Origin of the sequence: Ruegeria sp. HKCCD7221 (assembly GCF_013031225.1) — a bacterium.
In the GTDB taxonomy this organism is placed as follows: domain Bacteria; phylum Pseudomonadota; class Alphaproteobacteria; order Rhodobacterales; family Rhodobacteraceae; genus Ruegeria.
Map to the genome: position 1 here is coordinate 1 of NZ_WPZE01000004.1, position 12,607 is coordinate 12,607.

A 12,607-nucleotide genomic window follows, 5' to 3' on the forward strand; every position below is an offset into this window, starting at 1 on the left:
AGCCCGGCGCATCGATAAAACTAAAGAAGGCCGCTCCAAACAGGGCGGCCTTTTTACTTGGATTGTGTCGTGGGTGTATAAACTTGCCTTTACAGGCAACAACCCTCTGATCGGCTTAGATTACGCCAGCCAATACCAACCGAACGATATCTTCGCGTTTAAGACTGCGCGCGCGCAGTTCGGCATCACTCATCAGCCAATAGGCGCGGATTCTGCGGATTGCCGATCTGGTTTCAGACAGTCTGCGCAGGTTGGAACGGAGGCGACGACTCAGCAGTTGCCACAATGCGGCAGGGCTAAGGTCATGCGGGCGGTAAACGGTGGATTTGGGCATAAGAGCGTTTCGTTGCGTTTTGATTGAACCAGTACAATCTACGCACCCGTGTATTTGCCAGCTAGCCCCGCCCGGTCATATCCGCTGTGCGTCTGGCGCAATGGCCCAGCGTTTCCGCTGGGCCATGGTATGCAAATCAAATCGCAGCTTTTGCCGCTGCACGAACAGCCTGGATGTTGTCCCCATAAACGTCCGGTTGTGAAACCGAGCCGCCTTTGAAGACAGCAGATCCCGCAACCAGCACGTCCGCGCCCGCAGCCGCGACCAGAGGGGCTGTGTTCGGGTCCACACCGCCGTCAATCTCAATATGGATAGGGCGGTCACCGATCATCTGACGCAGGCGGCGCACCTTTTCGGTCAGGTCGATGAATTTCTGGCCGCCGAATCCGGGGTTCACTGTCATGACGCAAACAAGATCAGTCAGGTCCAGCAGATGCTCGACCGCTTCGGCCGGGGTGCCGGGATTGAGGGCAACGCCAGCTTTCATGCCAGCGGCGCGAATGGCCTGCAACGTGCGGTGCGTGTGCGGGCCAGCTTCGACATGGGCTGTCAGGATGTCTGCACCGGCATCTGCATAGGCGTCAATATACGGATCTACAGGCGTGATCATCAGGTGCACGTCCATCACCGTTTTTACATGAGGACGAAACGCTTTGACGGCGGGGGGGCCAAAGGTCAGGTTTGGCACGAAATGGCCATCCATCACGTCAACATGGACCCAATCTGCGCCCTGTGCTTCGATCGCCTGAATCTCGGCGCCGAAATTGGCAAAGTCGGCGGACAGAATCGACGGAGCGATTTTGATGCTGCGGTCAAAGGACATGTTTGGCCTCGTGTCAGGATAAAGAGTCGGCCCGCATATACCTGCGATATGCGGGGAAGGGTAGGGCCAACAACAGCGAGCGCTGCGTTACAAAACTTTCACCCAATCGACACATAGCCGTTGAACACCGCCTTTAGCTAGCCGCCAACACATTTGGGGGTGGCTCGTGCTGCGAATAGAAAAACTGACGAAACGCTTTGGCGAAAATACGGCTGTGGATGCTGCTTCGCTGGACGTCGACAAGCCGTGCATGATCGGCATCATTGGGCGCTCGGGCGCAGGTAAGTCGACCCTCTTGCGCATGATCAACCGCCTGACAGACGCCAGCGACGGAGAGATCATTTTTGAAGGCCGCGATGTAACCAAACTGAAAGGTCGCGAAAAGCGCGCGTGGCAAGCCGATTGCGCGATGATTTTTCAGCAGTTCAATCTGGTGCCGCGCATGGACGTGGTGTCAAACGTTCTGCATGGCACGCTGAACCGTCATTCCACGCTGGCCACCATGTTCAACCTGTTCCCGATGGGGGACATCCACCGCGCTATCGACATTCTGGATCGTCTGGGCATTGCCGAACACGCGCCCAAACGGGCCGAGGCGTTGTCGGGCGGTCAGCAACAACGTGTCGCCATTGCGCGCGCCTTGATGCAGGACCCAAGCATCATTCTGGCAGATGAACCGATCGCCTCACTTGACCCGATGAACGCTCAGGTCGTCATGCAGGCGTTGCGCCGCATCCATGAAGAGGACGGCCGGACAGTCATCGCCAACCTGCACACACTGGACACCGCACGCCGCTATTGCGACCGCGTCGTCGGAATGCGCGACGGGCGTATCGTTTTCGACGGCCTGCCCGAACAACTGACAACCGGTGTCGCGCGTGAGATTTACGGAGCCGATGCCAGCTTCTCGGAAGAGGCGACATCGACCGAGATCGAGACGCTGGATGCGACTCAAAAGGCCCTGATGGAAGCGGAAGCAACCGTCTGAGCCGATCCCCCTTTCATCGACCGGCCGATGAAAGGCCGGCACATCAAACCGGAGAGAGACAGATGAAAAAACTGATTGCTGCCCTTGTTGCGACAACTGCGATCGCCGCCCCAGCCATGGCTGCGGATATAAACGAATTCCGCATCGGCATTCTGGGCGGTGAAAACGCTCAGGACCGTTTGAACAACAACGAATGCCTGCGCGAATACACCGAAGAAGCGCTGGGTGTAGAAACCAAGCTGTTTGCGCCTGCCGATTATGACGGCGTGATCCAGGGTCTGCTGGGCGGCACCATCGACATGGCGTGGCTGGGTGCCTCGGGCTATGCGAAAACCTATCTATCCGACCCCGAAGCGGTTGAGCCGGTTCTGGTCAAGGTCAACACCGACGGCGGCTATGGCTACTACTCGATCGGATTTGCCCGCAATGACAGCGGCATCACCTCGTTGGACGACATGAAGGGCAAGACCTTCGGCTTTGGCGATCCGAACTCGACCTCGGGCTACCTGATCCCGTCCATCGAAATCCCTGCCGCCACTGGCGCGACCATGGACTCGGGCGACTATTTTGGTGAGGTGAAATTCACCGGCGGCCATGAGCAGACCATCGTTGCCGTAAACAACGGCGATGTTGATGGCGGCGTGACCTGGGCTGACGGGCTGGGCGATTGGGAAGACGGCTATAAGTCGGGCGCGCTGCGCCGTGCTGTTGATGCCGGTCTGGTTGACATGAACGACATGGTCCAGATTTGGAAATCCACGCCGATCCCCGAAGGCCCGGTTGTGCTGCGCACCGCCCTGCCTGCGGATGTAAAAGAGAAAATGACTGCTCTGATGGCGGGTCTGGCCGAGAAAGACCGCGAGTGTTTCTATGGCGTTGCCGCGGGTGAAGCAAAGGCGTTCGAGCCGATCACCCACGAGGCGTATGAGATCATCATCGAAGCACGCAAGCTGAAGTCCAACTAAGCCTGCATACCCCAAAGACCGGGGTCCGGTGTCGAAACCGGGCCCCGTTTCCCACTCAGGAGCATTCCATGACAGACCTGACCGCAGGGTCCCCAACCGTCGACCAGATCCGGGCCGACTATTCCGAGATGACGCGACGCAAGCGGGTCTATGGTGGTATCCTTCTGATCGTATTCGTGGCGTTGATGGCTGCAGGGTTTCGCACCGCCGATGACCGCAACGCAGGCAGCTTTGTGGACGGCTGGCACCGCATCTTTGACTACCCCGCCGAAGTTCTGTCCGAGGCCTGGGACAAGATCGACGCGCTGCCCGCCAACTTGGTCAAATTCTTCCCGGCGCTGGTTGAGACGATCAACATTGCTGCTGCGTCCACGTTGATTGGCACCATCGCGGGAACTTTTCTGGCGCTAATGTCTACGCGGGGTATGGCGCTCTGGCCTGCGCTAATCCCGCTGTTCCGGCGTATTGCCGATATTTGCCGCGCAATTCCTGAGATTGTGATCGCGCTGGTCCTGATCTTTATTCTGGGCGGCGGTCCGGTGCCAGCGATGATCGCCATTGCAATCCATACGGCAGGAGCGCTGGGTAAGCTGTTTTCCGAGGTGAACGAGAACGCATCGTTGAAGCCGGTCGAGGGGCTGCATTCGGTCGGGGCCAACTGGTCACAGCGGATGTATCTGGGTGTGATCCCTCAGGTGGGACCGAACTATGTCAGCTATGCCTTGCTGCGGTTCGAGATCAACATCCGCGCCTCGGCCATTCTGGGCTTCGTCGGCGCGGGTGGTCTGGGGTACGAGCTGCGCAATTCGATGTCATGGGGGCAGGGGCGCTATGATGAGGCTGCCGCGATCTTCCTGTTGCTGTTTGTCACCATCGTTGTCGTCGACCAAATCTCGGGTTATCTGCGTGATCGCCTGACCCACGGATCCGAGAAAGGAGCGCGGGCATGAGCACCTTCGCCACAAATCTGACCATTGATGAGCTGAAGGCCGAAGCTTACCATCTGTTCAGCCGCAAACGTCTTGTGAATTTCGGTCTGCCGTCGCTGGTGCTGGCTTATCTGATCTATGTGTTCTTCGCTTTCGACGTGCCCGGTCTGGCCGAGCGTGCGAATTGGGAAAACGGCAAGACGTTGGTGGCCGACAGCTATAGCTACAAAACCCATATCGAGCGCGATAACCGCACCGGAGAAATTTCTGCCGCTATCGAAGGCGAGCGCAAGGGTGCCTATCCCGTGGGCGAAGCGCCAGATTGGGTCACGCTGGGCGAAACCACGGTGATTGATCTGGAGGACGGTCACGTCGTGCGGTTCGGCCCCGAGACCGTCGAATACGATATCCCCGGATACGGCACTGTCCGTGCCACACCCACGCGTGCAGCAGGTGTACAGGCCGAACTACCTGCTGGCGATGTGCCGGACTGGATCAACATCTCGAAAAACAGGATGGCGATCACGACGGATGCGGGGCGGCTGACGGTGACGCGGAACCGGTCCGAAGTCTTCCGCTACTTCACCGGATGGGAGCTGTTCTTCTTTACTCTCGACAGCCCCTATTACGGTAAATCCTTCCCGCAACTGGTTGGGCTGGCCGCGAATGGTGAGGCGAGGGCGATCCTGAACGATTTCTGGACCAACAAGATGTGGCGGCATCAGGACTTGGCATGGGCCATATTCGAGACGATTCTGATGGCCTTCCTTGGTACGCTGGGTGCAGGCATGGTCGCGCTGCCGCTGGCTTTCCTTGCAACGCGCAACTTCAACCCGCTGAGGTCGGTTCGGTTTCTGACCCGCCGCGTGTTCGACTTTGTTCGTGGCGTAGATGCCTTGATCTGGACCGTCGTGCTGGCGCGCGCTTTTGGTCCCGGACCGCTGACAGGTGCGCTGGCCATTCTAGTGACTGATACAGGAACCTTCGGCAAAATCTTCTCGGAAGCGCTGGAAAACGTCGATCAGAAGCAGATCGAGGGTGTCCAATCTACAGGTGCCAACGCGCCGCAACGGTATAGGTTTGGCGTGATCCCGCAGGTGACGCCCGTTTTGCTCAGTCAGTTGTTGTACTTCCTTGAATCCAACACCCGCAGCGCGACCGTGATCGGTGCCATCACAGGTGGCGGGATCGGGTTGCTGCTGACCCAAGCGATTATCACGCAAAAGGACTGGGAAGAGGTCGCTTATTACATCGTTCTGATCATCCTGATGGTTATGCTGATGGATTGGTTCTCGGGTTGGTTGCGCAGGCGTCTGATCCAGGGGGAAACTTCGCCCAAACGTAAGAAGGCAAAACCCGTCAAAGCAGGCTGAACTGGCACAGGCAGAGGGATCAAAAGATGGCGCGTCTTCGTTCGGATCAACCTTTCATTCACCCCGGTTGCACGATCTCGAACAGTGCATTTGGCGCGTATGTTGAGATCGGAGCAGGGACGCGGGTCGCGAATTCCGTGGTCGGGGATTACTCGTATTGTGATCGAACTTGTGACATTGCCAATGCCGAGATCGGGAAATTTGCCAATATAGCCAGCTTTACCCGGATTGGGGCAACGGATCACCCGATGGAGAAAGCATCGCTGCACCATTTTCTCTATCGGTCGGCTGATTATTGGGATGATGCCGCGGACGACGCCCAATGGTTTGCCCGTCGCGCAAGCCGGGTCACGACGATCGGGCATGATACTTGGATTGGACACGCGGCAATCATCAAGCCCGAAGTTACCATTGGTCACGGCGCAGTCGTCGCATCGGGTGCGATCGTTACCAAAGACGTCGCGCCCTATACTATCGTCGGTGGCGTTACGGCACAACCGATCCGACGCCGGTACCCCGAGGCCGTGGCCGAGCGGATGATGAACCTTGCTTGGTGGGACTGGGACAATGCGCGTCTTCGCGCAGCGCTGCCGGATTTTCGCGCGCTGGGGGCCGAGGCGTTTTTAGATAAATATGAAAGCGTTCCCGCCTGCTGATACCGCCGATCTTGGCCGCTACGGTCATTGAAGGGAGGTACAGATTTCAACTCAGTCGTCGTTCAATGTCAGCGTCACGCGGTCGCCCGCGAACACCGTCCGGCCATATTCCACGGGCACGCCGTTTGTGTCGGCGTTAATGCCTGTGGAATACAGAACCGGTGCGCCCTCGGTCAGGCGGAGGTGCAGGGCTTGTGTGGCCGTCGCAGCCCGCGCCGTCAGGCGGGTTGAGACGCGGGTGTAATCCTGAACGCCGCACACTTGCAGGGCTTTTGTCACCGATTGCGTCTCGGACAGGGCCACAAGGATATTGGGCAGGCGGTCGGCTGGAAATACACTTTGAAACAGGCCAATCGGCTGGCCGTCAGCCAATGAAAGACCATCGTAGACATGAACTGTCGCGCCCGGCTCAAGCTGCAACGCCTCGGCTTCGGAGTTGTCTGCTGTTCGGGTGGTGAGTGTCAGTATCTTCTTTCCGGGGATCTTGCCGCTGGCCGATATGCTCTGGTGATACCGCACGCGTTTTCCGATTGGGTAATCCGTTGGACGCGCGGTCACGAACACGCCTGCGCCGCGTCTGGAATGCACCAATCCCTGATCGGACAGGTCCGACAATGCGCGCCGAACGGTATGCCTGTTGACGCCATGCTGCGAGGCCAACTGCGCCTCGGTCGGAAGTTGGTCACCGGTTTTGTACCGCCCTTCGGCGATGTCCGATGTCAGGCTTAATGCGATGCTTTTCCAGACCGGAGTTTTTCTCATGTCACCAAATCTTCACAGTTCCCCGGATTGCGAGTCGCCCCGGCGGAGTGTATTATTTGTCTAGTTGTATAGTACGCATAGACAACCCGGCCAAGAGGGTTTGATGGTGGTTCAGATGAAAACAGAAGATATCGCGCGCAAGGAATGGATGGGCCTTCTGGCCCGTGTGCCGTCCGAGGCGCTGATTGCGAAATGGGGCGAGTTCGACCTGCGCCCCGATTTTGAGTGGCTTCGTCGACCCGAAGTGGGCGGGGTCATGGTGCGGGGGCGCACTGGCGGAACCGGCGCGGCGTTTAACCTTGGGGAAATGACCGTCACGCGCTGTTCGCTGGCTTTGGATGACGGGACAGTCGGTCATGGATATGTGCAGGGCCGTTCAAAATCAAAGGCTGAGGTGGCAGCGCTGATTGATGCGCTGATGCAGACCGACATTGCAGAAAAAGTCCGATCACAGGTGATCGAGCCTCTGGCCGAAATGATGCAAGCCGCAAAAACCAGCCGCGCGGCAAAGGCTGCCGCCACAAAGGTAGAGTTCTTTACTCTGGTTCGGGGAGAGGATTGATGGCGACGCAATCCCAGTTCTCAGGCGGTTTCAGTGACGCGCCGATTCAGGCCGCACACGCGTTTCGGGCCGCGATGACTGCGATGGCCCGACCGGGCGAGATACGATCACTGACCGGTGGGCTGCCGCCCAAGCCGCTGTCTGTCGCCGCAGGTACGCTGTTGCTGACGCTTTGCGATCCTGAGACCAACGTTCACCTGGCCGGGTCAGCCGATACACCCGCAGTGCGCCAGTGGCTGACCTTTCACACGGGCGCTCCAGTCACGGGCGCAGACGAGGCGGATTTTGCCGTGGGGACGTGGCAGGATCTTGGGTCGCTGACGATCTATCGGACTGGAACGGCCGAATATCCGGACCGGTCCGCGACCCTGATCGTTGAATGCGCCGAATTGGTCAACGCAGGCGCAACACTCAGTGGCCCGGGAATCAGGGATGTAGCGCGTTTGTCCCTGCCGGATATCCCGGCTTTGCAGGCCAATTCGTCTTTGTTTCCTCTGGGCTGCGATTTCTTTTTCACCTGCGGTAGCAAGGTTGCTGCCTTGCCGCGCAGCACGACAATTCGGTCGGAGGGTTAGGCGATGTATGTTGCAGTCAAAGGTGGTGAAAAGGCCATCGAAAATGCTCATTCCTGGCTGGCCGAGGAACGCCGGGGGTCAACGGATGTGGCCGAGTTGAGCATCGCTCAAATTCGCGAGCAGCTTTCCTTGGCCGTGAACCGGGTCATGGCCGAGGGGTCTCTGTTCGACCCCGATCTGGCGGCCTTGGCGATCAAGCAGGCGCGGGGCGATCTGATCGAGGCGATATTCCTGATCCGCGCGTACCGAACAACTCTGCCTCGGTTTGGGTATTCAATTCCGGTGGCCACGGGTGCGATGGCGTGCGACAGACGAGTCTCGGCCACCTTCAAGGATGCGCCGGGCGGACAGGTTCTTGGGCCGACCTTCGATTACACACACCGTTTGCTGGATTTCAAACTGGCGGCCGAGGGGGAAGTTCCCGACGCGCCGAAGGGCGCTCCGCGCGATGAACTGACGCCGCATATTACGGAATTTCTGCAAGGTGAGGGGATCATTCAGGATGAGCCCGAAAACGATGAAACCCCTGACGATTTGACCCGGCAACCGATGGAATTTCCGTCCAACCGTCCGCTGCGGCTTCAATCCCTGACGCGTGGTGATGAAGGCTTCGTTTTGGGCATGGCATACTCGACCCAGCGCGGATACGCCCGCAACCATGCGTTTGTCGGGGAATTGCGCATCGGCAAGGTCACGGTTGAGATGGACATCCCGGAACTGGGATTCGCCATCGACATTGGTGAGGTTGAACTGACCGAATGCGAAACGGTCAACCAGTTCAAAGGCTCAAAAACTGAACCGCCTCAGTTCACCCGGGGCTATGGCCTGGTCTTTGGTCAGTCCGAGCGCAAGTCCATCGCGATGGCTTTGGTCGACCGCGCCCTGCGCTGGGAAGAGTTGGGCGAAGACAACCTCGGCGCCCCGGCGCAGGATGAGGAGTTTGTCCTGAGCCACGCCGACAACATTCAGGCCACAGGGTTCCTCGAACATATCAAGCTGCCGCATTACGTGGATTTCCAGTCCGAGTTGGAGCTGGTCCGAAAACTGCGTCGCGAAGCCGAACAGCGCATCACGCCGAAGGAGGCAGCGGAATGAGTGAATACAACTTTGCCTATCTGGACGAACAGACCAAGCGCATGATCCGCCGTGCCATCCTCAAAGGGTTGGCTGTGCCCGGTTATCAGGTGCCTTTCGCCAGCCGTGAAATGCCGATGCCCTATGGCTGGGGTACGGGTGGGGTGCAGGTGTCGGCCGCGACTCTGACCCCGGATGATACGTTCAAGGTGATCGACCAAGGCGCGGATGACACCACGAATGCCGTTTCGATCCGCAAGTTCTTTGAGAACACGGCAGGCGTCGAAACCACCGAGGAAACCGAAAAGGCGAGTGTCATCCAAACTCGCCACCGCATCCCCGAGGCCAAGCTGCGCGAGGATCAGATCCTTGTCTATCAGGTGCCGATCCCCGAACCGCTGCGTTTTTTGGAGCCGCGCGAGACCGAGACCCGCAAGATGCACAGCCTTGAAGAATATGGGCTGATGCATGTGAAACTGTACGAGGACATCAGCCAGCATGGGGCGATTTCAACCTCATACGCCTATCCGGTGAAGGTGTCGGGGCGGTATGTGATGGATCCATCTCCGATCCCGAAATTCGACAACCCCAAGCTTGAGATGGACGCGATCCAACTGTTCGGGGCCGGGCGCGAACAGCGTATCTATGCCGTACCGCCACACACCAAGGTCGTGTCTCTGGATTTTGAGGATTACCCCTTTGAGGCCACGAAAGCCGACCACCCCTGCGATCTGTGCGGGGCCGAAGACAGTTATCTGGACGAGGTTATCACCGATGATGCGGGCAGCCGAATGTTTGTCTGCTCTGACACCGATTACTGCCGCTCCCGACGTGAAGCGGGCCACACAGGTCGCATGACCAAGGAGGTTGCAGCATGACCCCTCTGCTACAAGTCAAAGACGTCGAGAAACGATACGGAACCCGGATCGGATGTTCGGGCGTCAGCTTCGATCTTTACCCGGGCGAGGTCATGGGGATCGTCGGTGAAAGCGGTTCGGGCAAATCGACGTTGCTGAATTGTCTGGCCGGTCATCTGGAGCCTGACGCAGGACAGGTTGTTTTTGACACACGCGCGGACGGGCCTGTGGATACGGTGACCATGTCGGAACCTGAACGACGGATGCTGGGCCGGACGGACTGGGCCTTTGTTCATCAGCATGCACGCGACGGGCTGCGCATGTCCGTCAGCGCTGGCGGCAATATTGGCGATCGCCTGATGGCCGTCGGCGACCGTCACTATGGGCAGATCCGCGACCGGGCGATTGATTGGCTGGGCCGTGTCGAGATTGACGGAAGTCGGGTGGATGACCGCCCGACGGCATTTTCAGGCGGGATGCAACAGCGGTTGCAAATCGCGCGCAATCTGGTGACCGGTCCCCGGCTGGTGTTCATGGACGAACCGACGGGTGGGCTGGACGTGTCGGTGCAGGCCCGGCTGCTGGACTTGTTGCGTGGTCTGGTCCGCGAGATGGGGCTGAGCGCCATCATCGTCACTCATGATCTGGCCGTGGTGCGGTTGCTGGCGGACCGGCTGATGGTGATGAAGGACGGCCACGTGGTCGAGGCAGGATTGACCGATCAGGTTCTGGACGATCCGCAACATGCCTACACGCAGTTGCTTGTTTCAAGCGTGCTGCAGGTTTGAAGGGATAGGGCAATGATTGAACTGATCGGTGTGAACAAAAGTTTTACCCTGCACAATCAGGGCAGCGCAGTCATTCCGGTGATGGAGGGCGCGACGCTTAGTGTCTCGCCCGGAGAATGCGTCGCGCTGACGGGGGCTTCCGGCGCGGGCAAGTCGACCCTGATGCGGGTGATCTACGGTAACTATTTGGCTGCATCCGGGCAGGTTCTGGTCGGCGGGCTGGATGTGGCGCAGGCCGAGCCGCGCCAGATCTTGGCGCTTCGGCGCGATACGCTGGGATATGTCAGCCAGTTCCTCAGGGTTGTTCCGCGCGTCCCAACGCTTGAGGTGGTGGCGGAACCGTTGCTTGCAATCGGAACCGAAAAGCAAGCGGCGCTGGATCGGGCGGCCGCATTGCTGGCCCGGTTGAACATTCCAGAACGGCTTTGGCAGCTTAGCCCAACGACGTTTTCAGGCGGTGAACAGCAGCGCGTGAACATTGCGCGCGGCTTTGCGCACACCTATCCCGCGATGTTGCTGGACGAGCCGACCGCCTCGCTGGACGCGCAGAACCGTGAGACAGTATTGTCCCTGATCGAAGAGGCCAAAGAGCGCGGCGCTGCCATTGTCGGTATTTTCCACGATGTCGAAGCGCGAAACCGTGTGTGTGATCGGGAAATCGACGTGTCAGGGTTCACACCGGGAAAGGCCGCATGACCCGCGCCCCGGTCATAGCGGTTGTCGGCCCGTCCGGGGTGGGCAAGGACAGCGTGATGGAGGCACTGGTTGCGCGTTCGCCTGGAATTCTAAGAGTGCGGCGCGTGATTACCCGGCCAAAGGGCGAAGAGGGCGAAGATTTTGACCGGGTCGCTGAAGATGACTTTCAACACATGGTGGCCGACGATGCGTTTATTTTGCACTGGTCGGCACATGGGCTGAATTATGGCGTCCCGCGTTCGATCGAGACCTTCAGACAAACCGTTGATGCGGTACTTGTGAACCTGTCGCGCGCTGTCTTGCTTCGGGCGCAGGAGGTGTTCGGCGATCTGATCGTAATCTCGCTGACCGCCGACCCCGAGGTTCTTGCCCAACGACTAGCAAGCCGTGGGCGTGAAAGCGCAGCCGAACAAGAACGGCGTCTGGCGCGTGCGGAAACCAATTTGCCCGAAGGCCTGGTGAAGGTCTTTGAGGTCGATAATTCCGGCCCGTTGGATCAGACGATTGATACCATTCTGGACCGTATTCAACCGGAAAGGACGTAACGATGGATCATGTGAAAGCGTCCATCCTCAGCCTCGCCCACAAGGGCCAGATCCTTGATCTTAAACGGGTTTGGCAGCAAGGGCGCAAGCCGGTCTTCCAGCGTATTCTGCACCTTGGACAGCGTAGGTTTGTCCAGACGCCCGCTGAGTGTGATGTGAAAGCGGAATGCCTCCATCACGTAGGGATAGCCCCATTGCACGAGATTGGCCTCTTGTTCCGGGATCAGACCTGCGCCGCGCCGGCGGTCAAGTTCGGATTGGGGCGCTGGTGCGCGAAATGCGTCCAGTTCCCGAACACAGCCAGCGGCCAGAGCATTCAGGTCGGTGGTGTCTCCGACAGGGCGAAGAGCCAGAAACCGGCCAAGACGTGCGATCTCAAGCCCGTCCTGAACCACAGGCGCGCGTGTGGTCGCAAATTCAGCACAGGCCGCGTGCAGACCGTCAAACGACTGCCCGACCGCCAGTCGGAATGGAGGCTTCATCGTCGCATGCAGCCCGTATTTTCGCGGAACCTCAGTCACCGAGGAAACGTCAACCCCGGCGATGTCCGGATGGGCCACGGCCTGTCCGGTCTCCATGTCCCAACCCAGCCATTGGGTCGCAAATTTTGTCCAACCGGCCTCGGCCGGGGGCGCAAAATAGATTGCGTATCGCGTGAATGTCACATTGGCCTCCTATGC

General features: G+C 58.9%; 16 protein-coding genes. 13 read left to right on the forward strand and 3 right to left on the reverse strand.

All coding sequences use genetic code 11. The features are described 5' to 3' along the window. The coding region (locus tag GOX73_RS20645; RefSeq protein ID WP_217351009.1) for a hypothetical protein at positions 1 to 361 on the forward strand (361 nt) is incomplete at its 5' end. A gap of 109 nt (positions 362 to 470) precedes the next feature. On the opposite strand, the gene rpe is transcribed toward GOX73_RS20645, so the two are convergent. Continuing rightward, entirely contained in the window at positions 471 to 1,157 is a 687-nt protein-coding gene (gene rpe, locus GOX73_RS11115) for a ribulose-phosphate 3-epimerase (protein ID WP_171125889.1), read from the reverse strand. 166 nt (positions 1,158 to 1,323) lie between these two features. On the opposite strand from rpe, the gene phnC reads away from it, so the two are divergent. From phnC to GOX73_RS11140, 5 genes are all read left to right on the forward strand, one after another. After that, positions 1,324 to 2,145, forward strand: a complete 822-nt coding sequence (gene phnC / locus GOX73_RS11120; RefSeq protein WP_171125887.1) for a phosphonate ABC transporter ATP-binding protein — start codon at positions 1,324 to 1,326, stop codon at positions 2,143 to 2,145. Between the two features lie 62 nt (positions 2,146 to 2,207). Continuing rightward, on the forward strand, positions 2,208 to 3,110 hold the full coding sequence (gene phnD / locus GOX73_RS11125) for a phosphonate ABC transporter substrate-binding protein (RefSeq protein ID WP_171125885.1): 903 nt from the start codon (positions 2,208 to 2,210) through the stop codon (positions 3,108 to 3,110). Positions 3,111 to 3,178: 68 nt separating this feature from the next. Next, positions 3,179 to 4,060, forward strand: coding sequence for a phosphonate ABC transporter, permease protein PhnE (gene phnE, locus GOX73_RS11130; protein WP_171125883.1), 882 nt, complete (start codon positions 3,179 to 3,181; stop codon positions 4,058 to 4,060). Continuing rightward, on the forward strand, positions 4,057 to 5,412 hold the full coding sequence (gene phnE, locus GOX73_RS11135; RefSeq protein WP_171125881.1) for a phosphonate ABC transporter, permease protein PhnE: 1,356 nt from the start codon (positions 4,057 to 4,059) through the stop codon (positions 5,410 to 5,412). Before phnE (GOX73_RS11130) ends, phnE (GOX73_RS11135) begins: the two co-directional genes overlap by 4 nt. A 26-nt stretch (positions 5,413 to 5,438) precedes the next feature. Next, complete coding sequence (locus GOX73_RS11140) at positions 5,439 to 6,068, forward strand: chloramphenicol acetyltransferase (RefSeq protein WP_171125879.1); 630 nt, start codon at positions 5,439 to 5,441, stop codon at positions 6,066 to 6,068. Between the two features lie 51 nt (positions 6,069 to 6,119). Here the strand turns inward: GOX73_RS11140 and phnF are convergent, their stop codons facing one another. Beyond that, positions 6,120 to 6,830: a phosphonate metabolism transcriptional regulator PhnF gene (phnF, locus tag GOX73_RS11145; RefSeq protein ID WP_171134897.1), complete on the reverse strand. Its 711-nt coding sequence runs from the start codon at positions 6,828 to 6,830 to the stop codon at positions 6,120 to 6,122. A gap of 115 nt (positions 6,831 to 6,945) precedes the next feature. Between phnF and phnG the strand changes: the two genes are divergently transcribed. From phnG to phnN, 7 genes are read left to right on the forward strand one after another with little or no spacing between them, the layout of a single operon-like run. Further along, positions 6,946 to 7,392 carry a phosphonate C-P lyase system protein PhnG gene (phnG, locus tag GOX73_RS11150; RefSeq protein WP_171121729.1) on the forward strand — a complete coding sequence of 149 codons (447 nt, stop codon included), beginning with the start codon at positions 6,946 to 6,948 and terminating at the stop codon, positions 7,390 to 7,392. After that, entirely contained in the window at positions 7,392 to 7,967 is a 576-nt protein-coding gene (gene phnH, locus GOX73_RS11155) for a phosphonate C-P lyase system protein PhnH (protein ID WP_171125875.1), read from the forward strand. Before phnG ends, phnH begins: the two co-directional genes overlap by 1 nt. 3 nt (positions 7,968 to 7,970) lie before the next feature. After that, positions 7,971 to 9,062: a carbon-phosphorus lyase complex subunit PhnI gene (locus GOX73_RS11160; RefSeq protein ID WP_171125873.1), complete on the forward strand. Its 1,092-nt coding sequence runs from the start codon at positions 7,971 to 7,973 to the stop codon at positions 9,060 to 9,062. Continuing rightward, positions 9,059 to 9,919: an alpha-D-ribose 1-methylphosphonate 5-phosphate C-P-lyase PhnJ gene (locus tag GOX73_RS11165; RefSeq protein ID WP_171121732.1), complete on the forward strand. Its 861-nt coding sequence runs from the start codon at positions 9,059 to 9,061 to the stop codon at positions 9,917 to 9,919. The genes GOX73_RS11160 and GOX73_RS11165 overlap by 4 nt, the downstream gene beginning before the upstream one ends. Then, positions 9,916 to 10,686 carry a phosphonate C-P lyase system protein PhnK gene (gene phnK / locus GOX73_RS11170; RefSeq protein WP_171125871.1) on the forward strand — a complete coding sequence of 257 codons (771 nt, stop codon included), beginning with the start codon at positions 9,916 to 9,918 and terminating at the stop codon, positions 10,684 to 10,686. The genes GOX73_RS11165 and phnK overlap by 4 nt, the downstream gene beginning before the upstream one ends. Before the next feature lie 12 nt (positions 10,687 to 10,698). After that, positions 10,699 to 11,382 carry a phosphonate C-P lyase system protein PhnL gene (phnL, locus tag GOX73_RS11175; protein WP_171125869.1) on the forward strand — a complete coding sequence of 228 codons (684 nt, stop codon included), beginning with the start codon at positions 10,699 to 10,701 and terminating at the stop codon, positions 11,380 to 11,382. After that, on the forward strand, positions 11,379 to 11,927 hold the full coding sequence (gene phnN / locus GOX73_RS11180; protein WP_171125867.1) for a phosphonate metabolism protein/1,5-bisphosphokinase (PRPP-forming) PhnN: 549 nt from the start codon (positions 11,379 to 11,381) through the stop codon (positions 11,925 to 11,927). The genes phnL and phnN overlap by 4 nt, the downstream gene beginning before the upstream one ends. On the opposite strand, the gene GOX73_RS11185 is transcribed toward phnN, so the two are convergent. After that, a complete protein-coding gene (locus GOX73_RS11185) occupies positions 11,909 to 12,592 on the reverse strand; it encodes a DUF1045 domain-containing protein (RefSeq protein WP_171125865.1) in 684 nt (227 codons plus the stop codon). The genes phnN and GOX73_RS11185 overlap by 19 nt on opposite strands. Positions 12,593 to 12,607: the final 15 nt, after the last annotated feature.